We start from the raw sequence: 18,921 nt of genomic DNA on the forward strand, positions 1-18,921 counted from the left end.
CCGTCGCCGGCGCATGCGTGCCGTCCAGCACCGGCTCGCGAGCCGTCCCATGCAGACAACACATATCCGGAAGGCGCTCGAGATGACGAAGACACGACCGAACATCCTTATCATCATGGCCGATCAGCTGAACGGTACGCTCTTCCCCGACGGGCCGGCGGAATGGCTGCATACGCCGAACCTTAGGGCGCTCGCAGCGCGTTCGGCGCGATTCCAGAACTGCTACACGGCCTCACCGCTGTGCGCGCCGGGGCGCGCCTCCTTCATGGCCGGGCAGTTGCCGAGCCACACACGCGTCTACGACAACGCGGCCGAGTTCTGCTCCGACATTCCGACCTACGCGCATCACCTGCGCCGCGCCGGCTACTACACCGGCCTGTCGGGCAAGATGCATTTCGTGGGGCCGGACCAGATGCACGGCTTCGAGGAAAGACTGACGACGGACATCTATCCGGCCGACTTCGGCTGGACCCCGGACTACCGCAGGCCCGGCGAGCGCATCGACTGGTGGTACCACAATCTCGGCTCGGTCACCGGTGCGGGCGTGGCCGAAATCTCCAACCAGATGGAATATGACGACGAGGTCGCCTTCTTCGCCGAGCAGAAGCTCTACCAGCTCGCGCGCATCGAGGACGCCCCGGACCGCCGCCCCTGGGCACTGACGGTGTCCTTCAGCCACCCGCACGACCCGTACGTGGCGCGGCGCAAGTTCTGGGATCTCTACGAAGATTGTCCGCATCTCGAGCCGCGGCTCGAGGAAATCCCCTATCACGCGCAGGATCCGCACTCGCAGCGTCTCTACGTCGCCAACGACTACGAAAAGTTCGCTATCACGGAAGAGGACGTGCGCCGTTCCCGCCGCGCCTATTTCGCCAATATCTCCTATCTGGATCAAAAGATCGGCATGCTGCTCGACACGCTCGAGCGAACGCGCATGGCCGAGGACACGATCGTCGTGTTCTGCTCCGATCACGGGGACATGCTGGGCGAGCGGGGATTGTGGTTCAAGATGAGCTTCTTCGAGGGCTCCGCGCGAGTGCCGCTGATGATGGCCGGGCCGGGCATACGGCCGGGCCTCGTCGCCCAGCCCGTCTCCACGCTCGACGTGACACCCACGCTTGCCGATCTCGCCGGCATTTCGCTTGAGGAGGTCCTGCCGTGGACGGACGGGGAAAGCCTTCTACCCTGCTTCGCGGGCGGGGAACGCGAAACCCCGGTGCTGATGGAATATGCGGCCGAAGGTTCCTGTGCGCCGCTCGTCGCCATCCGCCAGGGCCGGTGGAAATACGTCCATTGCGCCCTCGATCCGGAGCAGCTCTACGACCTTGCGGCCGACCCGCACGAGACGCGCAATCTGGCGAACGATCCCGCCCATGCCGCCCGGCTCGCCGCTTTTCGCGAGCAGCGCGCCGCACGCTGGGACATGGATGCGTTCGACGCCGCCGTGCGCGAGAGCCAGGCGCGTCGACGGGTGGTTTACGAGGCGCTCAGGAACGGCGCCTATTTCCCCTGGGATCACCAGCCTCTCCAGAAGGCGTCGGAGCGCTACATGCGCAACCATATGGACCTCAACCTGCTTGAGGAGAGCCAGCGCTTTCCGCGCGGAGAATGAATGACCTATGCTGCTCTCTGCCGGCCCATCACGCCGGCGGCGCCCGGAAACATCCGGGTGCTGAAAACGTGATGAAGGGGAACCGACAACACGCCTCGCGATCCGTTTCGGGTGCGGACCGCACATCCTTTGCCGCGCCGGTCCTCGGGACCTTCCCGACGGCGCGGTCTACGGAGGCTAAAGCCGCACGAAGCGACATACCCGGCACGGAGGGATCGACATGACCCGACAAGTAGAAACAGGTCCGCTGGGGCCTTTTCCCCATGTGAACAGGCCGGTATTTTCCATCTCGGCGCTGTTGATCGTGGGTTTCATCATCCTCGGCGCCGTCTTCACCGAAACGGCGGCGGCCCTGTTCACGGGCGCGCAGACGGCGATCGCCGACTATTTCGGCTGGTTTCTGATCATCGTCACAAACTTGGCGGTCCTTGTAAGCCTTTACCTGGCGCTCGGGCCCTATGGCCGGATCCGTCTCGGGGGACAGACGGAAGCGCCGGAATACGGGCTCTTCTCCTGGACGGCGATGCTGTTCAGCGCCGGCATCGGCATCGGCCTGCTCTACTGGGCGGTGGCGGAACCCCTGTTCCACTTCTTCTCACCGCCGATCGCCGAAGCCGAAAGCGTCGCGGCGGCCGAGCAGGCCATGGTGCTGTCATTCCTGCACTGGGGCATTCACGGCTGGGCGCTCTACTGCATCGTCGGCCTGTCGCTCGCCTATTTCCACTACCGCAAGGGTCTGCCGCTCTCGATACGCTCCGCGCTCTACCCGCTGATCGGCGAGCGCATCTACGGGCCGTGGGGCCACGCGGTGGACATTCTGGCGGTCTTCGGCACCATGTTCGGCATCGTCACCACGCTGGGGCTGGGTGTGATGCAGATCAGCGCCGGGCTCAACGGCCTGTTCGGCATTCCGGACAATTTGTTCGTCCAGATCGTGCTGATCGCCGTCATCACCGCCTTTGCCACCGCCTCGGTGATGCTCGGCCTCGACAGCGGGATCAAGCGCGTCAGCAACTTCAACATCCAGCTCAGCTTCGTGCTGCTCGCGTTCATCCTGATCACGGGGCCGACGCTCTACATCTTCGACAGCTTCGTCGAGAATGTCGGCAACTACATCAGCAATCTCGTCTACTTCAGTTTCTGGAGCGAGGCCTATTCGGGCACCAACTGGCAGGTGAACTGGACGATCTTCTACTGGGCCTGGTGGATTTCCTGGTCGCCCTTCGTCGGCATCTTCATCGCCCGCATCTCGCGCGGGCGCACGGTGCGCGAATTCACGCTGGGTGTCCTCTTCATCCCGGTCATCATCCTGTTCTTCTGGTTCACCGCCTTCGGCGGCGTGGCGATTCACATGGAGCTTGCCGGCAATCCGGGCCTGATCGAGGCAACGCAGCAGGGCTACGGCAACGCCATCTTCAGGCTGCTCGACTATTTCCCGCTCACGCGGCTGGTGACGGCGGTCGTCATCGTGATGATCGTGGTGTGGTTCGTGACCTCTTCCGACAGCGGCAGCTTCGTCATCGACATGCTGACTGCCGGCGGTCATATCGATCCGCCGAAGGTGCAGCGCCTCTTCTGGGCGGTGACCGAAGGAATCATCGCCGCCATTCTTCTCGCTGCGGGCGGACTGGCGGCCCTGCAGGCGGCGGCCGTGGTGGCCGGCTTTCCCTTCGCCTTCGTGATCCTGGTGATGATGTACGGTCTTCTGCGCGCGCTCGGCCGCGACCATCTGGTGCTTTACCGCTACAAGCAGTGGTTCGTGACGGAGCAGGAAGCCGAGCACAATCTTCCCAGCGCCTTCGTCGGCGAGACTGCACTTTCCGGTCCACCACCAGCGGTGAGGGACGGTGGCCCGGATCGAGACGACGACGGGCGGGCACCGGCACCGACGCCCGCACAGTAAACCGGCTTTTTGCAAGGCACCGGCCCGCTACCGGCGGGCCGGTATAACTTTGCCCGCAGAATGTTCTATGGAAACCACTGCCAGTGGCATATCCATGAATCCGGATTCAGTTTCATGATATGCCGAGGCCGCGGTGCATGACGGGCGCGGCGCGTGCGCCCATGCCGCGTGCCACACTTTCGCTTTCGGCGTCCTTGCCGAACGACTGCCGGCCGGCCATATCGCGGTGAACCTTTTCGAGAAAGGAACGGGTTTGCGGCATGCTCTTCTTCACCGGCGATACTCATTTCGGCGATCCCCGCGTGCTGCGCATCGACCGCCGGCCCTTCGGCTCGCTCTTGGAGCACGACGAGGCTCTGGTGGAAAACTGGAACGCGGTGGTGGGCCCCGAGGACGAGGTCTGGCACCTGGGCGACTTCACGCGGCGGGATCCCGATTCCCTTCTCGAGGCGCTCAACGGGCGCAAGCAACTCATCATCGGCAACAATGACGATGCGGCCACCGTCGCGGCCGGCGGCTGGGCGAGCGTGCAGCATTATGCCGAGCTCACCGTGAATGGCGTGATGCTCGTCCTTTGCCACTATCCCTTTCGCACCTGGAACCGGATGGGCAACAAGTCGGTCAACCTGCACGGCCACTCCCATGGCCGGTTGAAGCCCGTCACCCGGCAATATGATGTCGGCGTGGACGCGCGGGACTACCGCCCGGTCTTGCTGGAGACGCTGCTCGCCCGGCGCTGAAACGCAGCGCCTTTGCGAAAAAAATCAACCGAACAGCGGCGCCCTATTTGTCCATAAGTGCCGGGCCGGGGCAAAACACATGCACAGACGAAAGTGAGCCAGGGATCGTGGGCAGATGACGAAAGGCCCCCTTCCCCCGTTCGCCGCCCGGGAAGGCTTCAGCGGGGCCGTGGTTGTTCGGCCGCAGCCGGCATGACCTCCCGCCGCGGTCCCGCGAACGCTCCAGCCGACGCGTCGCCCCGGCGGCCGGCGGCAAAGAAATAGCCGGTCCTCCCGCCCCCCGGACCGGCTTAACCCAGGGCCCCGCCTGCTACGCCCCGTGTGTCGCAGGTGGGGTCTTGGGCCCCCTGCAAGTGCATGGGTACGCGTGACAGCCGGTTATCCGTGATCCCATGCGTGGACAGGACCGTGCCAGCCAGCCCGCTGATCGATAAGACCATTATCCTGCGACTTCTCGACGAACTCGCCGATGCGCCTTCGCCGACGGCCTGCCCCGCCTTCGTGCCGGCCTCGAGGCGCGCCAGCGATGCCGCGACCTGGCGCGCCACCTCTGCATGTACCGCCTGCCGCTGGCCGGGCGCCAATTCCATGGCCGCCGAAGCGGAGAGGTAAGTTTCGTTGGAGCGACCGTCGAGCACGTGCCAGTAGACACGCAGTTCGCTCTCGTCGGCGGCGACTGTCGTCAGGAGCTGGAGAACCGGGGCGTTCACGCCGAAACGGGCGCGCGCGTGCGCCAGCACCGTGCCGAACTCCTCCTCCGGCCGCACGCCGACCATGCGGACGGCCTCCTGCCGGCTGAGCGCGATCCACAGCGACTGGGTGAAAAGGTCGGCCAGTCCGCCGGTGCCCGCATCCGTGCCCTGCGCCCGGGCGTGGTCGACCACGACGACGGGCTTTTGCGGGGCGGAAGCCTGCGGCGGGAGGGAAACATAGACGAGTGCCGCTGCCGCTGCCGACAGCGCCATGACCGCTCCGACGGCACCGCTCTGCAGCCGCCGGCGCCTGTCGGCCGCCAGCAATTGCAGGCGCCTGACGGCCCGCCGCGGCAGGCTTTCCCGGATGGTGAAGGTCGGCACATAGGTGCCCAGCGGCAGGGCTATGCGCACCGGATCGTCCCGCCCGTGCGTGGCATAATATTCGTCGAGGGCACGGCGCAGATGCCCGGCGGCGATGCGGACGATCGGATCGACGGAAGCGTCGAAGTTGGAATCGCGCCCAAAGACGTCGACGGCGACGGTAAAGGCCTTGATGCGGGCCGCGCGGCCGGCCACCGTCTCCTCGACGACGAATTTGAGAAAGCGCTTGTTGCGTTCCGAAGCACGGAAGTGCTCGCTGGCCAGCAGCTTGCCCAGCGCCTCGAGGCGATAGTCGCCGGTCCCTGAAGAGGGTGCTTTCGCCTTCCCGGAGTGATTGTTCTCGCGTTGCGGATTCTTGTCGTCGTCAGTCGTTGATGTGAGGCCGTTCATGCTTGCCAGGATGCCTTGGAGCTCTTGTTTCGTTTTCTCGCCTCCGTGCCCGCGCGTGGATACGCGGCGCAAGCACGGCAGCCCTGCGGCGGCTCTACTCCCGACCCTATCGTCGCCCTTTTCTCGACAGTCCCTTACGAATGTTCAACGCGCGCAAAACAAGCCGGCGTGCATAGACAAGCCGGATCGGAATCGGCGCTCTCAGGCGCTCCAGATCCCTGCACGACCGGTCGATCTTGAGAAGCAGACATCCCAGCTCGTGTGTGCTGATCGTCTCATCCTCGGCCAGCCAACGCGACATGCGCCCGGTATTCTCCCCGATCGGGATTCCGGGAAACGGATCATACGCCATGGCTGCCCGCCGCGGGATAAAGCGCGAAGCCGATGATTTCCGGCATGGCGGCCATGGCAGTGTCCGCAAAAGCATCGTACTGGCATGGAGATGAACCGGGCCGGTCTTATGCGCAAATAAGAGCGGCGGGCACGAATTGCCGATTGCCGCGGCGGCGGTCGGGTGCAAGCGTGGCGATTGATGAAAAGTGTGGGGCCCGATGACACTCACGAACCTGCTTTTCCTGCTGACCTCCACCGCGGCGTTCATCGCCGCCGCGAGCGCAGCCAAGAACTGGGCGCTCTCGAATAACAGCTTGGGTTGGCTGGCGCTGACGCTCGGCCTCTACACGATCGGCAATCTCGTGATGCTGCGGCTGATCCGCGATGTGGGCATGGGTATCGCGCTCAGCCTGTCGGCCGTCGTGCAGTTGATCGCGGTGAACGCCGTGGCCCTTCTCGTCTTCGGCGAGCGTGTAACCGGCCTGCAGGGCGCCGGCCTCGTCCTCGCCATCATGGCCGTCGCGCTGATCACGCTCCCTCCCTCGACGTGAGAGGAAAAGCCACTGGGCGAAGCGATGAGGAGAAACAGAAAGGATGGTGCTGCGAGCGAGGATTGAACTCGCGACCTCTCCCTTACCAAGGGAGTGCTCTACCACTGAGCTACCGCAGCGCCGGGAGTCGGGCGGCGTTCTGCCATATCGATCCGCCGAGCGCAAGCGCTACCTCGAACGGCGATGCGCTTTCGGCGAGCGTCTTTGCACCGGCCGCTGCCTTACTTCTTTGCGGGTCGCAAGACCTTTGCTCGCCGGGGCCAGCGGTCGAACAGGCCGGCACCTTCCGGGAACAATGTACCAAAGCGGCTCCCAAATAAGATCTCCTCCGGAAGGGGGGGAGATCTCTTGTCCTTCGTGCGAGGTCTCGCGAGACCTACAACACGCCCGTGACCTGCTGCAACTCGTCGAACAGAGGGTTGGAACGTCCGCCGGGGCCCGCGTCCTGCATCGCCGTGTCGTGGGCTGCATTCGCGCCTCCGGCATGGACCCCGCCCAACGCTTCGTCCAACAGTTCCTGCAGGCTCGGCGTGTCGTCGTCGGCCGACGGAGCGCTCGCACCTTTCCTTTCGTTGAATACGGCCCCCAGAAGGGTCGATTTGGTCGTAGCGTTCGCCATCTCGCCCGCCGGCACGGAGACCACCGTCGGGTCGGTGGAAAACGTTCCGTCGCCCGAGCCGTGGAAGATCGCCATCTTGCCGTGCATGAGGCTGACATAGTCAAGGATGCCGTCGCCGTCGGCGTCGACAAGGTTCGTGGTCTGGCCTCCAAACAGATCGTGGTACCCAGCCCAGTCGCCCTTGAGAGTTGTCGTTTTTTCCTGTCCGGAGAAGGTTCCGTCACCGTTGCCGAGGAGGACATGAACGGTCGTCTGGGCGCCGTTGTCCTTGGCGAACAAGTAATCCGCATTCCCGTCGCCGTTGAGGTCGGCGATCTGCGTCGTCTTGTCGGTCCACTTCCCCTCCAGTCCCTTCGAAGGGCTGGTGATGCGGCTAGTGGAAAAACCACCTTTACCGTCGCCGAGGAAGACGGCGATCTCACCGCGACCGGCATGTATGTAGTCGAGGTTGCCGTCGTTGTTCAGATCGGCGAAGCGCGTGGTCTGGTCCCAAAAGTCGCCGGCAAAGTCCCCTGTCAGTTTGGTCGTTTTCTGACCGGAGAACGTCCCGTCGCCATTGCCGAAATGCACGGCTATGTTGGTCTGGAAAAGATTGTCGTTGGCATACACATAGTCCAGATTGCCGTCGTTGTTGATATCGACCAGTTCCGTTGTTTCATAGGCATCGTCTCCCGACTTCGTTGCACCGAAATTGGTGGTCACCGGGTTGGTGGAGAACGTACCGTCTCCGTTGCCGAACAGGGCCGAAAGCTTGCCGTTTTTCGAGGAGACGTAGTCGAGCACGCCATCATTGTTCAGATCCACAAGGCGTGTGGCCTGACCGCCATCGTAGATGTGACTGCCGGCGAGGTCTCCGTTCACCTTAGTCGTTTTCGGAGCGTCATAGGACGAGCCGTTCCAATGGTAGGAGCGTATGACCGTCGTGAAGCCATTGTCTTCGGCGTGCACCAGGTCGGGGCGCAATCTATCTGTGTCGCCATTGGCATAGTTCGCCGACGCCGAATCGCTCTCGTTGCCGTTGATGTCGGTGGCCGTGGCCTTTACCTTGCCGTTCTTCAAAACGGTCTCGCTTTCGACCTTCCACTTGCCGTTGTTGTCGGCCGTCGTCGTCGACGTCGTCCCGTCCGGCCAGGTCACCGTCACCTTGGAACCGGTCTCGCCCGTGCCGCTGGCCTCCGGCTTTCCGTCGCCATCGCCGTCGTCGACCGTGATCGTCGGCGCCTTCGGGGCCGTCTTGTCGGTGTAGTCCGTCGTCGCCCCCTCGCTCTCGTTGCCGTTGGGGTCGGTAGCGGTGGCCTTCACCTTGCCGTTCTTCTGCACCGTCTCGCTTTCGACGGACCACTTCCCCTTGGGGCCGGCCGTCGTCGTCGAGGTCGTCCCGTCCGGCCAGGTCACCGTCACCTTGGAACCGGCCTCGCCCGTGCCGCTGGCCTCCGGCTTCCCGTCGCCATCGCCGTCGTCGACCGTGATCGTCGGCGCCTTCGGGGCCGTCTTGTCGGTGTAGTCCGTCGTCGCCCCCTCGCTCTCGTTGCCGTTGGGGTCGGTAGCGGTGGCTTTCACCTTGCCGTTCTTCTGCACCGTCTCGCTTTCGACTTTCCATTTGCCCTCAGGGCCGGCCGTCGTCGTCGACGTCGTCCCGTCCGGCCAGGTCACCGTCACCTTGGAACCGGCCTCGCCCGTGCCGCTGGCCTCCGGCTTCCCGTCGCTGTCGCCGTCGTCGACCGTGATCGTCGGCGCCTTCGGTGCCGTCTTGTCATCGCCGTCGCCATCTCCGTCGCCGTTTCCGTCCCCGTCGTCGTCACCGTTTCCGTCCCCGTCGTCGTCGCCACCGTAACCGCCGAAGATGTTGCCGATCCCGTTGCCGGCACCATGGGACCCACCGTCAGAGTTGTCGTCACTGGCGACAGCAACCCCGATACTGGCCAGCCCGGCGGCGGCAAGGGGCAGAAGACCCAGCGCACCTAATCCTCCGCCAGCGCCGGCAGCAGCGACTCCGGCATAGGCCGGCACGAGGCAACCACTGCCGCTGCCGTCGTCCGTGAGCGTCACATGAACCTGGCTGGGCGACTCGCTGCCGGAGCTCGAACGAGCGGCACCATCGCCTGCGGACGGATGTGCGGTGTCGCTATAGGAAACATCGATGTCCAGAATCCAGAGCACCGGGGTCCCATCTCCCTGTTCATCGAAGTAACCCTTCAAGTAAACGCGCTCTCCGGTGTTCAAGACGATGACGAGGTCGTCGCCATCCCGCTCGTAGCAGGCGATCTGGTTGGCCGTGAGATTCAATTCGACCCGCGAGGCATGGTCTACGTTCACCGCGGAAGCGTTGCCGCTTAAGCGCATTGTGGTGGCGTTCGTCGCGTTCGTATCGAGAATCTTCGCTTCTACGTTCATCGTGATCTTCCTTTTATTCCCGCGCCATCGGCTGGTCTTCTGCGCTGCGTCCGCTCATGCGGTCTGTCATAGTAAAACAGCGCGCTTCTGCCGCAGACGAGAGAGAGGGGCAAATGGAGTTTTACTGTTAGAGATAAATAAATATTTTTGTTTTTCACATTAACGGTATGAATTCTTAACTATATAGGAATCATAATTACTTTAAAAATTCTATGCTATATCATTATTATATATTACGAGCCGTTGGAGCAGCGCGTGCAGGAGTTGGCTCGTGCCCAGCGCCGCCTTCGGCAAGCCCGGGCCTCGTACTCATATGGCCGGTCGCCACGCCGTGCTATAGGATCGCGGCATGCAAACGCCGCGCGCTAAGGGGTGCGCAGGCAGTCATGAAGTTTGGGGAGATGGTACATGCCCGCGCGTAAGAAAGACGGCGAAGGCAAGAGCGAACGCGAGAAGCGGCTGGCGGCCGAGCTTAGGGCCAATCTGACTAGGCGCAAGGCGCAGGCACGCTCGCGCCAGACCGGAGACACCGACCGGCGCGACGAAGGGATACCGCCCGCCGGGCGGGAGCGGCGCGACTGAAGGAGCCGGTGGAGCGGCGCGCATCCGCTTGAACCGGCAGCAGCCTTGTTCTAGGACAATCGAACCTGCGACACCAAGGCCGGGCAGGGCCCGGGGAAAAGAGATCATGGACCGCATACGCATTCGCGGAGGCAGCGCGCTCAACGGCACGATTCCGGTCTCCGGCGCCAAGAACGCGGCGCTGCCGCTGATGATCGCCTCGCTCCTGACGGACGATACGCTGACGCTCGAAAACGTGCCGCACCTGGCCGATGTCGAGCAGCTCATCCGCATCCTCGGCAATCACGGCGTGGACTATTCCGTCAACGGCCGGCGCGAGAACCAGGACAAGGGCTATTCGCGCACGATCCACTTCACCGCGCGCTCGATCGTCGACACCACCGCACCCTACGATCTGGTTTCCAAGATGCGGGCGAGCTTCTGGGTCATCGGCCCGCTTCTCGCGCGCATGGGAGAGGCGCGGGTCTCTCTGCCCGGCGGCTGCGCCATCGGCACGCGCCCGGTCGACCTGTTCATCGACGGCCTGAGGGCGCTCGGCGCGCAGATCGACATCGAAGGCGGCTACGCGGTCGCCAGAACGAAGAACGGGCTCAAGGGCGCGCATCACCGCTTTCCGAAGGTCTCCGTCGGCGCCACACATGTGCTCATGATGGCGGCGGCGCTCGCCGACGGCACCACGGTGCTGGAAAACGCCGCGCGCGAGCCCGAGGTGGTGAACCTGGCCGACTGCCTCAATGCCATGGGTGCGAAGATCTCCGGCGCCGGCACGCCCACCATCGCCATCGACGGCGTGTCCTCGCTCTCGGGCGCCCGGCACCGCATCATCCCCGACCGCATCGAGACGGGCACCTACGCGCTGGCCGTGGCCATGACCGGCGGCGACGTGCTTCTGGAAGGCGCGCGCGCGGACCTTCTGGAATCGGCGCTCTCCGTCATCGAGCAGACGGGAACCGAGATCACCCGCACCAACTCCGGCATCCGGGTCAGGCGCAACGGGGCCGGCATCGCGTCGGTGGATGTGGAGACGCAGCCCTTTCCCGGCTTTCCCACAGACCTTCAGGCGCAGTTCATGGCGCTGATGACCATGGCCAAGGGCCGCTCGCGGATCACCGAGACCATATTCGAGAACCGCTTCATGCACGTGCAGGAGCTGGCGCGCCTCGGGGCGCACATATCGCTCGAGGGCCAGACGGCGATCGTCGAAGGCGTGGAGCGCCTCAAGGCAGCGCCGGTGATGGCCACGGACCTGCGCGCTTCCGTCTCGCTCGTGATCGCCGGACTGGCGGCGGAAGGCGAAACGCAGGTCAACCGCGTCTACCACCTCGACCGCGGCTTCGAGCGGCTGGAGGAGAAACTCTCCGGCTGCGGTGCGGAGATCGAGCGCATTTCCGGTTGAATTCGCGGTGATGACGCGGAAAGCTTCCCACGGGCCCTCATCAGGCGGCACGAAATGCGAGTCAAGGAAATGGACCTTCTGAAGCTGGTCGCGCTCGACGAGGAAGACCTGCAGATTCTTTCTGCGCATGTCCAGGACGCCGTGATGAAGGTCGGCGACCTGACGCTGCTGAAGCGAGAGAAGCGCTTCGTCCTGCCGTTGCGGCGCTTCGCCTGGGAGAAGGAAAAGCGCGGCCTTTTCCGGAAAGGGCCGCATGAGCGGCGTCTGAGCATCCTGCATTTCGACCGGGTGCTGTCGGTCCACTCGACCGGCATCGACCGGCAGAAGCCGGAGGACGTGCTGTCGCTGCTGGCCATTCATTTCGTGCCGGGCGAAGCGCCGGCGGGCACGGTGGAGCTCATCTTCTCCGGTGGGGCCGTCCTCTCCCTGGATGTAGAATGCATCGAGGCGCGGCTGGCAGACACGGAAGCGGCCTGGCAGACACCGGCGCGTCCGCGCCACGGCGTATGAGGGAAATGCGATGACCACCAGGCTTTCCACCGCGGACGCCGATTTCGAGGCCCGCTTCTCGGCCTTTCTTTCCACCAAGCGCGAAGCCTCGCAGGAAGTCGACGACACGGTGCGCGACATCATCGCCCGCGTGCGGGCGGAGGGTGACGCGGCCGTGGCCGACTACACGCTGCGCTTCGACCGCTTCGACGTGGAAAAGGCCGGCATGCGTGTCTCACGCCGGGAAATCGAGGCGGCCTATGGCGAAACCGACGCGGACACGGTCTCCGCGCTCAGGCTCGCCCGCGAGCGCATCGAGGCGCACCACGGCCGGCAGATGCCCGCCGATTTGCGCTACACGGACCCGCTGGGGGTCGAACTCGGCTGGCGCTGGACACCCGTCTCGGCGGTCGGGCTCTACGTCCCGGGCGGGCTGGCGAGCTATCCAAGTTCGGTTTTGATGAACGCCGTTCCCGCGCAAGTGGCCGGCGTGGAGCGGATCGCCATGGTGGTGCCGGCGCCCGACGGCAGGCTAAACCCGCTCGTGCTGGTGGCCGCCGACATCGCCGGCGTCGGCGAAATCTTCCGCATTGGCGGCGCGCAGGCGATCGCCGCGCTCGCCTACGGTACGGAAACGGTACCGGCGGTGGACAAGATCGTCGGTCCCGGCAACGCTTATGTGGCGGCGGCCAAGCGCCAGGTCTTCGGCCAGGTCGGCATCGACATGATCGCCGGACCGTCGGAAGTTCTGGTGGTGGCCGACAGCGGCAACGACCCCGACTGGATCGCCGCCGACCTCCTGGCCCAGGCCGAGCACGACACGGCGGCGCAGTCGATCCTGCTGACCGACGCCCCGGCCTTCGCCGATGCGGTGGAGGCGGCCGTCGAGCGGCAGTTGAAGACATTGTCGCGCGGCGAGATCGCCTCGGCCAGCTGGCGCGACTTCGGCGCGACGATCCTGGTCGAGAGCCTGGAGGAAGCGCCGAGGCTCATCGACCGCATCGCGCCGGAGCATCTGGAACTTGCGACGGCGGAAGCCGAAAGCCTTCTTGCCCGCATCCGCAACGCCGGCGCCGTCTTCCTCGGCGCACACACGCCGGAGGTGATCGGCGACTATGTCGGCGGCTCGAACCACGTGCTGCCGACGGCGCGCTCGGCGCGCTTCTCCTCCGGGCTTTCGGTGACGGACTTCCTCAAGCGCATGTCCATTCTGCGGCTGGATACGGAGCAGCTGCGCGAACTGGGACCGGCAGCAGTGAAGCTTGCCGAGGCGGAGGGCCTGGAGGCGCACGGCCGGTCTGTTTCGATACGGTTGAACATGTAGGGGCGGCATGGCCGATCGAACCTCCGGCAAGGGTTGCCTGGTCGATGTCGAGCTCGACGAGACCGTCGGCCGCGCCACGCCGGATATCGAGCACGAGCGCGCCGTCGCCATTTTCGACCTGGTGGAGGAAAACAGCTTCCAGCCGGTGGGCGACGAGGCGGGCGGGCCGTACCGGCTGAAGATATCGCTCGTCGATTCCCGCCTCGTGCTCAACGTGACACGCGAAAGCGGCGAAGCTGTCGCCACGCACATCCTGTCGCTCACGCCCTTCCGGCGCATCGTCAAGGACTACTTCCTGATCTGCGAAAGCTATTACGAGGCGATCCGCTCGGCCTCGCCGAGCCAGATCGAGGCGATCGACATGGGCCGGCGCGGCCTCCACAACGAAGGATCGCAGACGCTGATGGACCGACTGGCCGGCAAGATCGAGGTCGATTTCGACACCGCGCGGCGCCTGTTCACTCTTGTCTGCGTGTTGCATTGGCGGGGGTGACGGCGATGTCCGACCGCACCTTTTGGCGGGACCCGTGAGCACGGAGCCGCACAAACCGAAAGGCGAGCGTACCGGGCCCGGCTCGGTGCTGTTTCTATGCGGCCGCAACGCCATCCGCTCGCCCATGGCCGAACTGCTGGCCCGCCAAGTTCTTCCCGGATCGATCTTCGTCGCCTCGGCCGGCGTGCGCGCCGGGGTACGCGACCCCTTCGTCGACGCGGTGCTGGCCGAAAGCGGGCTGTCGCTCGGCGAGCGGCAGCCGCGCACCCTGGAAGATCTGGAAGACACCTATTTCGATCTGATCGTTACCCTGGCGCCGGAGGCACACCACCGGGCGCTGGAACTGACGCGCACCATGGCGGTCGACGTGGAGTATTGGCCGACGCTCGACCCTTCCGTGGTAGAGGGGACGCGCGAACAGATCCTGACGGCCTACCGCGACGTCCGCGACGGATTGGCCCGGCAGATCGCCGGTCGTTTCGGCGCGCAGAGGGCGGCGCAGAACATGCCTTGAACAAGCTTGCATACCAGAGGGCGAATGGGCTAGGTTCCGCGCCAATCCCAACCAGTCGTGGGTCTCCTTGCGCGTTCACGAGAAGATCCGGGCGCGGTTGGCCGTAGCTGTCATGAAGAAGGTATCGGATGCCGAAGGAAGAGGTTCTGGAATTTCCAGGCGTGGTCACGGAGTTGCTGCCCAACGCCATGTTTCGCGTCAAGCTGGAAAACGAGCACGAAATCATCGCACACACGGCGGGCCGGATGCGCAAGAATCGCATCCGCGTGCTGACCGGTGACAAGGTGCTGGTGGAGATGACGCCCTACGACCTGACGAAGGGTCGTATCACCTACCGTTTCAAATAGCCGGCTGAAGCCGCGGCCGCGACGGGAAGGGCGATGAGCGCACTCAAGAAACTCGTTCTTGCCTCCGGCTCTCCACGGCGTGTGGCGCTTCTGCAGCAGGCGGGCATCGAGCCCGACCGGCTTATCCCCGCCGAGATCGACGAGACACCGCAGAAGGCCGAGCACCCGCGCTCGCTCGCCAAGCGGCTTTCGCGGGCCAAGGCGGAGAAGGCGCTCGAGCGGCTGAAGAAGGACGGCCAGGCGGAGGAGTCGTTCGTGCTGGCCGCCGACACGGTGGTCGCCGTCGGCCGGCGTATCCTGCCGAAGGCGGAGTATGCGGACGAGGCATCGAACTGCCTGCGCCTCTTGTCGGGCCGTGCGCACCGGGTCTATACCGGCATCTGCCTTTTCACCCCGGCGGGCAAGCTGCGCCATCGGCTTGTGGAGACGCGCGTGCGGTTCAAACGCCTTTCGCGCGAGGAGCTGGAAAGCTATCTCGCCTCGGGCGAATGGCGCGGCAAGGCGGGCGGTTATGCCATCCAGGGCTTGGCCGGCACCTTCGTCGTCAAGCTCGTCGGCTCCTATACCAACGTGGTGGGGCTGCCGCTTTACGAGACCGTCAGCCTCTTGACCGCCGACGGCTACAAAGTGCATTTCAACTGGCTCGCAGGAACCAGCGTCTGACCGATGCCGAGCGACACTCCCGAAAAGGTCACGCCACTCAGGCCCAGAAGGCCATGCCCCGAGTGCGGCAAGCCGTCCGCGCGCGAGCTCTATCCGTTCTGCTCCAAGCGCTGCAAGGATATCGACCTCAATCGGTGGCTTTCGGGCACCTATGTCATCCCAGGCCGGCCGGATGACGAAGAAGACGAGCCGCCAGCGCAATAATCAGGCGACTTGTATTTGCACCTCTTTTTTTCATAAACTTACGATTTCTATTTATAGCTGTCATATTTTTTTGAAACCAATACCCTCTCTATGTGGAAGATTTGTCGTTAGCCTTGCCTTCGCCGCATTCAGCCCCCACCCGAACCCGGTTTCAATTTGCAGAGAGGGATTTCAAATGCGTTCCAAGCTGATTGCCGCCATATCCATTCTCGCCCTGCTTTCCGTGGCAGGTTGCGGCTCCGAGGATGAAAGCGCATCCGAGGCGACGGAGAGTCAACAGGAGCAGACCGCAACCGGGACAGCCGATGAAAGCGCTGAAGAGGTGGAGGCCGAAGCGCTGAACGAGAGCGAGACGGCGGAAAAGCCGGCCGACGAAAGCACCGCCGAATCCGGTACGGCCGACGCTGAAGACGGCATGACCGAGGCGGAATCGGACTCGGCTACCGACGAGGTCACGGATACGGCAACCGAGGCGCAGGAGGAGACCGGCACGTCGGAGGATGCGGCCGGTTCCCTTCTGGACAACGCCAAGCAGGAGGCCGGCGATACGCTGGACTCGGTCAAGGATACGATCCACGACGCGACCGGCGGCGCCACCGATACCGAGGGGAACTCGGTGAATTCGGCGATCGATTCGGCAAAGGACGCAGTCGGCGAACAGCTCGATTCGCTCGGGGACAAGCTCCAGGAGGTCACCGGCGGCGACACCGAGCCGGCTGCGGCGGACGCAGACGCCAATGCCGATGCGGATTCCACGGCAGGTGCCGACACGGCGGAGGGCTCCGCGGCCGATGCCGATGCGGTCGAGGACGACACGGCCCAGTGATACTGATCGGCGACAGAGCGGGCCTATAAATCAGGCCCGCTCAAGCCTCCTTCGGCAGCAGCCTCTTCAGGTCGAAATCGGGATCGCGCACCTGTTCCCTGGCAACCGGCACACCTGCCGCGATCAACCGGCGTGCCAGCATGTGCTCACCGGGATTGTTGACCGTTTCGACGGCGCGAAGCACCTCGCACTTGTAGCGGTAGACCGAAAATCTGCCGCTCGCCGGGTCGCCGCGCAGAATGTCGTCGTCGGCGTCCGTCGCGAGACCGGCGATCTGCAGGCGCGCCGTGCCTTGCGTCGACCAGAACCAGGGAACGCTGTCATAAGGGTGCGGCGCGCCGGTCAGCCGCGCCGCCACGCACTTTGCCTGGTCCAGCGCGTTCTGGACCGATTCCAGCCGGACGCGCCCCGTCGCGAACCGGCTGGGATGCGCCGCGCAGTCGCCGATGGCGGAGATAGCGGGGTCGCTGGTGAGAAGCAGCTCGTCCACCACGATACCGTCGTCCACCGCCAGCCCCGCCGCGCGGGCGAGCGCGTCGTCTGGCACAACACCGGCGGCGAGCAGCACCGCATCCGCCTCGATAACCCCGCCGTCGGTCAGCCGCACCGTAGAGCCTTGCGCGCCGTGAGCGACCTCCGTCACCGGCGCCTCGAAGCGGAACGCGACGCCCGACCGTTCGTGAAAATCGCGGAAGAATCGCGACATCTGCTTGGACACGACGCGCCCCATCAGGCGCGCCGTCGCTTCCACCACGGTGACCGCCACGTCCTTCTCGCGCAGGAAGCTGGCGATCTCGAGCCCGATGAAACCGCCACCGATGATGCAGACATGGCCGAATCGGGGCAGGCGGTCGAGCAGCCGCCGGGCGTGGTCGAGCCCGCGCAGTTCCAGCACGTCCGGATGATCGAGGCCCGGAACGGGCAAGCGGCGGTTGGTGGCCCCGGTCGCCAGAACCAGATGATCGTAGGAAAGCGCCTCGCCGCCCCGCAGGATCAGCCGGTGCTCTTCGCGGTCGATGCGCTCTGCGCGCGCGCCGAGCCGCAGGTCGATCCGCTTTTCCGTGAAGAAGGACGGCGCCCGCAGGAACACGCCGGTCGTGGTGCTGCCGCCGCTCTTCAGAAAATCCTTGGACAGGGGCGGCCGCTGGTAAGGTTCGTGCTCCTCCTCGCCGACGATGGTCACCTGCCCCTCGAAGCCGCGCTGTCGGAGCGCCGTCGCGGTTTCAAGACCGGCCTGCCCCGCGCCGACGATCACAATCCGCTTCTCAGTCATCCTGTCCTCGACAATCGCCCGAACGTGCATTACGGCACGAGCGCATGCAATGCGGCTTCAGCGCCCGCCTTCCGCGTTCCACTTCGTCCAGGAAGGACGGGAGATCAATCCCTTTGTTCGGGAACGGCGCGCCGGCTGCGGTGATGTCGCGTTGACCAACGCAAGGGGGCGGTCCATCTTCTCCCGGCTCCGGGCGCCTTAGAAAACACGGAAACAATGGCTTTGGCATGAAGGTGGACTTGATTGCGGTGCTGGTCGCGGTCTTCGAAGGTTCGCCTTCCGTGCTGACCATCCAGACGGGCAGCGCGCTGCCCTCCGGTCCCTTCGCGCTCGAACACCGCTCCTTGCAGGCGGGCCTGCGCGACTGGGTGGAGAAGCAGACCGGGCACCCGGTCGGCTATATCGAACAGCTCTATACCTTCGCCGACCGCGACCGCTTCGACGAGGAAAGCGACGAGCGGGTGATCTCGATCAGTTATCTCGGGCTCACGCGCAAGGAGCAGCCGCTTTTTTCGAGCGGCTGGAGAAGCTGGTATCACTACTTTCCCTGGGAGGATCACCGCGACGGACCGCCGGCCGTGCTCACGGATACCATCCTGCCACGGCTTGCGGCATGGATCGCGGCCGCACCCGGCAAGGCGGACAAAGATGCTCGGCGCCAGCGCGTGGCCGTCGCCTTCGGCACGGAAGGCAGGGAATGGAACGAGGAGCTGGTGCTGCAGCGCTACGAGTTGCTTTTCGGAGCCGGGCTGGTGAAGGAGGCCACGCGCAAGCACCCGGCTTCTTCCGATCAGGAACTCGTTCCCGGCAGGGCCATGGATGCCGACCACCGCCGCATCCTCGCCACCGGCATTGCCCGCCTGCGCACCAAGATCAAGTACCGCCCGGTCGTCTTCGAACTGATGCCGGAGTCATTCACTCTCCTGCACCTCCAGCGGACCGTCGAGGCCCTGGCCGGCCGGCTGGTGCACAAGCAGAATTTCCGCCGCCTCATCGAGCAGCAGGAGCTGGTGGAGGAGACCGGCGAGACCGCCACCGACACCGGCGGGCGGCCGGCCAAGCTGTTCCGGTTCCGTCACGCCATCCTGGCCGAGCGCACGGCCGCGGGAACACGGTTGCCGCTTTCACGGACTTGACGACCCCTTATGCTCAATGTAAGCATATCATAGATATGCTCAAACTAAGCATAAGC

At 64.7% G+C, this 18,921-nt stretch carries 19 protein-coding genes and 1 tRNA gene; 15 read left to right on the forward strand and 5 right to left on the reverse strand.

Annotated features, from left to right (window positions below):
- Window positions 1-82 precede the first annotated feature (82 nt).
- Both betC and SIN08_RS22900 read left to right on the forward strand, forming a co-directional pair.
- Window positions 83-1,612, forward strand: a complete 1,530-nt coding sequence (gene betC / locus SIN08_RS22895; RefSeq protein WP_322453935.1) for a choline-sulfatase — start codon at window positions 83-85, stop codon at window positions 1,610-1,612.
- A gap of 220 nt (window positions 1,613-1,832) precedes the next feature.
- The gene (locus SIN08_RS22900; protein WP_322453936.1) at window positions 1,833-3,515 is read left to right on the forward strand and encodes a BCCT family transporter; all 1,683 of its coding nucleotides are present in this window, start codon (window positions 1,833-1,835) and stop codon (window positions 3,513-3,515) included.
- A 112-nt stretch (window positions 3,516-3,627) separates the two neighbouring features.
- On the opposite strand, the gene SIN08_RS22905 is transcribed toward SIN08_RS22900, so the two are convergent.
- Window positions 3,628-3,777, reverse strand: a complete 150-nt coding sequence (locus SIN08_RS22905) for a hypothetical protein (RefSeq protein WP_322453937.1) — start codon at window positions 3,775-3,777, stop codon at window positions 3,628-3,630.
- On the opposite strand from SIN08_RS22905, the gene SIN08_RS22910 reads away from it, so the two are divergent.
- A complete protein-coding gene (locus SIN08_RS22910) occupies window positions 3,776-4,255 on the forward strand; it encodes a metallophosphoesterase family protein (RefSeq protein ID WP_322453938.1) in 480 nt (159 codons plus the stop codon). The two genes, SIN08_RS22905 and SIN08_RS22910, sit on opposite strands and share 2 nt — an antisense overlap.
- A gap of 290 nt (window positions 4,256-4,545) precedes the next feature.
- Here SIN08_RS22910 and SIN08_RS22915 read toward each other — a convergent pair whose 3' ends face one another.
- Window positions 4,546-5,721 (reverse strand): hypothetical protein, encoded by a 1,176-nt coding sequence (locus SIN08_RS22915; protein ID WP_322453939.1) that lies wholly within the window; start codon window positions 5,719-5,721, stop codon window positions 4,546-4,548.
- A gap of 551 nt (window positions 5,722-6,272) precedes the next feature.
- On the opposite strand from SIN08_RS22915, the gene SIN08_RS22920 reads away from it, so the two are divergent.
- Window positions 6,273-6,605: a hypothetical protein gene (locus SIN08_RS22920; protein ID WP_322453940.1), complete on the forward strand. Its 333-nt coding sequence runs from the start codon at window positions 6,273-6,275 to the stop codon at window positions 6,603-6,605.
- Between the two features lie 44 nt (window positions 6,606-6,649).
- On the opposite strand, the gene SIN08_RS22925 is transcribed toward SIN08_RS22920, so the two are convergent.
- Together SIN08_RS22925 and SIN08_RS22930 are read right to left on the reverse strand one after the other, a co-directional pair.
- Window positions 6,650-6,724: transfer RNA gene (locus SIN08_RS22925), tRNA-Thr, on the reverse strand.
- Between the two features lie 257 nt (window positions 6,725-6,981).
- Window positions 6,982-9,618, reverse strand: coding sequence for an Ig-like domain-containing protein (locus SIN08_RS22930; RefSeq protein WP_322453941.1), 2,637 nt, complete (start codon window positions 9,616-9,618; stop codon window positions 6,982-6,984).
- 408 nt (window positions 9,619-10,026) lie between these two features.
- Here SIN08_RS22930 and SIN08_RS22935 point away from each other — a divergent pair, with 408 nt between their 5' ends.
- The 10 genes from SIN08_RS22935 (at window position 10,027) to SIN08_RS22980 (ending at window position 16,456) form a co-directional block, all read left to right on the forward strand.
- On the forward strand, window positions 10,027-10,200 hold the full coding sequence (locus tag SIN08_RS22935; protein WP_322453942.1) for a hypothetical protein: 174 nt from the start codon (window positions 10,027-10,029) through the stop codon (window positions 10,198-10,200).
- Between the two features lie 106 nt (window positions 10,201-10,306).
- Entirely contained in the window at window positions 10,307-11,596 is a 1,290-nt protein-coding gene (gene murA, locus SIN08_RS22940) for a UDP-N-acetylglucosamine 1-carboxyvinyltransferase (RefSeq protein WP_322453943.1), read from the forward strand.
- Between the two features lie 69 nt (window positions 11,597-11,665).
- The gene (locus SIN08_RS22945) at window positions 11,666-12,106 is read left to right on the forward strand and encodes a DUF2948 family protein (protein WP_322454065.1); all 441 of its coding nucleotides are present in this window, start codon (window positions 11,666-11,668) and stop codon (window positions 12,104-12,106) included.
- A gap of 10 nt (window positions 12,107-12,116) precedes the next feature.
- Complete coding sequence (gene hisD, locus SIN08_RS22950; protein WP_322453944.1) at window positions 12,117-13,409, forward strand: histidinol dehydrogenase; 1,293 nt, start codon at window positions 12,117-12,119, stop codon at window positions 13,407-13,409.
- Window positions 13,410-13,416: 7 nt separating this feature from the next.
- The gene (locus SIN08_RS22955) at window positions 13,417-13,902 is read left to right on the forward strand and encodes a UPF0262 family protein (protein ID WP_322453945.1); all 486 of its coding nucleotides are present in this window, start codon (window positions 13,417-13,419) and stop codon (window positions 13,900-13,902) included.
- Between the two features lie 34 nt (window positions 13,903-13,936).
- Window positions 13,937-14,416: a low molecular weight phosphatase family protein gene (locus SIN08_RS22960; RefSeq protein WP_322453946.1), complete on the forward strand. Its 480-nt coding sequence runs from the start codon at window positions 13,937-13,939 to the stop codon at window positions 14,414-14,416.
- Between the two features lie 128 nt (window positions 14,417-14,544).
- Window positions 14,545-14,763 (forward strand): translation initiation factor IF-1, encoded by a 219-nt coding sequence (gene infA / locus SIN08_RS22965; protein WP_006200926.1) that lies wholly within the window; start codon window positions 14,545-14,547, stop codon window positions 14,761-14,763.
- A gap of 33 nt (window positions 14,764-14,796) precedes the next feature.
- A complete protein-coding gene (locus SIN08_RS22970) occupies window positions 14,797-15,426 on the forward strand; it encodes a Maf-like protein (RefSeq protein ID WP_322453947.1) in 630 nt (209 codons plus the stop codon).
- Window positions 15,427-15,429: 3 nt separating this feature from the next.
- Window positions 15,430-15,630, forward strand: a complete 201-nt coding sequence (yacG, locus tag SIN08_RS22975; protein WP_322453948.1) for a DNA gyrase inhibitor YacG — start codon at window positions 15,430-15,432, stop codon at window positions 15,628-15,630.
- Between the two features lie 175 nt (window positions 15,631-15,805).
- Window positions 15,806-16,456 (forward strand): hypothetical protein, encoded by a 651-nt coding sequence (locus tag SIN08_RS22980; protein ID WP_322453949.1) that lies wholly within the window; start codon window positions 15,806-15,808, stop codon window positions 16,454-16,456.
- A 40-nt stretch (window positions 16,457-16,496) separates the two neighbouring features.
- Here the strand turns inward: SIN08_RS22980 and SIN08_RS22985 are convergent, their stop codons facing one another.
- Window positions 16,497-17,729: an NAD(P)/FAD-dependent oxidoreductase gene (locus SIN08_RS22985; RefSeq protein WP_322453950.1), complete on the reverse strand. Its 1,233-nt coding sequence runs from the start codon at window positions 17,727-17,729 to the stop codon at window positions 16,497-16,499.
- 227 nt (window positions 17,730-17,956) lie between these two features.
- Between SIN08_RS22985 and SIN08_RS22990 the strand changes: the two genes are divergently transcribed.
- Entirely contained in the window at window positions 17,957-18,865 is a 909-nt protein-coding gene (locus SIN08_RS22990; protein ID WP_322453951.1) for an NUDIX hydrolase, read from the forward strand.
- Window positions 18,866-18,921 lie beyond the last annotated feature (56 nt).

The sequence above is a fragment of the Chelativorans sp. M5D2P16 genome (genome assembly GCF_034427935.1).
Taxonomy (GTDB): domain Bacteria; phylum Pseudomonadota; class Alphaproteobacteria; order Rhizobiales; family Rhizobiaceae; genus Chelativorans.

Excerpts from the sequence above, each read along its gene's own strand:
- SIN08_RS22990 (WP_322453951.1), top strand. The coding sequence starts at position 17,957 with ATGAAGGTGGACTTGATTGCGGTGCTGGTCGCGGTCTTCGAAGGTTCG.
- infA (WP_006200926.1), top strand. The coding sequence starts at position 14,545 with ATGCCGAAGGAAGAGGTTCTGGAATTTCCAGGCGTGGTCACGGAGTTG.
- SIN08_RS22930 (WP_322453941.1), bottom strand. The coding sequence starts at position 9,618 with ATGAACGTAGAAGCGAAGATTCTCGATACGAACGCGACGAACGCCACC.
- SIN08_RS22985 (WP_322453950.1), bottom strand. The coding sequence starts at position 17,729 with ATGACTGAGAAGCGGATTGTGATCGTCGGCGCGGGGCAGGCCGGTCTT.
- SIN08_RS22905 (WP_322453937.1), bottom strand. The coding sequence starts at position 3,777 with ATGCCGCAAACCCGTTCCTTTCTCGAAAAGGTTCACCGCGATATGGCC.
- SIN08_RS22935 (WP_322453942.1), top strand. The coding sequence starts at position 10,027 with ATGCCCGCGCGTAAGAAAGACGGCGAAGGCAAGAGCGAACGCGAGAAG.
- SIN08_RS22900 (WP_322453936.1), top strand. The coding sequence starts at position 1,833 with ATGACCCGACAAGTAGAAACAGGTCCGCTGGGGCCTTTTCCCCATGTG.
- SIN08_RS22945 (WP_322454065.1), top strand. The coding sequence starts at position 11,666 with ATGGACCTTCTGAAGCTGGTCGCGCTCGACGAGGAAGACCTGCAGATT.
- betC (WP_322453935.1), top strand. The coding sequence starts at position 83 with ATGACGAAGACACGACCGAACATCCTTATCATCATGGCCGATCAGCTG.
- SIN08_RS22980 (WP_322453949.1), top strand. The coding sequence starts at position 15,806 with ATGCGTTCCAAGCTGATTGCCGCCATATCCATTCTCGCCCTGCTTTCC.
- SIN08_RS22915 (WP_322453939.1), bottom strand. The coding sequence starts at position 5,721 with ATGAACGGCCTCACATCAACGACTGACGACGACAAGAATCCGCAACGC.
- SIN08_RS22970 (WP_322453947.1), top strand. The coding sequence starts at position 14,797 with ATGAGCGCACTCAAGAAACTCGTTCTTGCCTCCGGCTCTCCACGGCGT.
- murA (WP_322453943.1), top strand. The coding sequence starts at position 10,307 with ATGGACCGCATACGCATTCGCGGAGGCAGCGCGCTCAACGGCACGATT.
- SIN08_RS22920 (WP_322453940.1), top strand. The coding sequence starts at position 6,273 with ATGACACTCACGAACCTGCTTTTCCTGCTGACCTCCACCGCGGCGTTC.
- SIN08_RS22910 (WP_322453938.1), top strand. The coding sequence starts at position 3,776 with ATGCTCTTCTTCACCGGCGATACTCATTTCGGCGATCCCCGCGTGCTG.
- hisD (WP_322453944.1), top strand. The coding sequence starts at position 12,117 with ATGACCACCAGGCTTTCCACCGCGGACGCCGATTTCGAGGCCCGCTTC.
- yacG (WP_322453948.1), top strand. The coding sequence starts at position 15,430 with ATGCCGAGCGACACTCCCGAAAAGGTCACGCCACTCAGGCCCAGAAGG.
- SIN08_RS22955 (WP_322453945.1), top strand. The coding sequence starts at position 13,417 with ATGGCCGATCGAACCTCCGGCAAGGGTTGCCTGGTCGATGTCGAGCTC.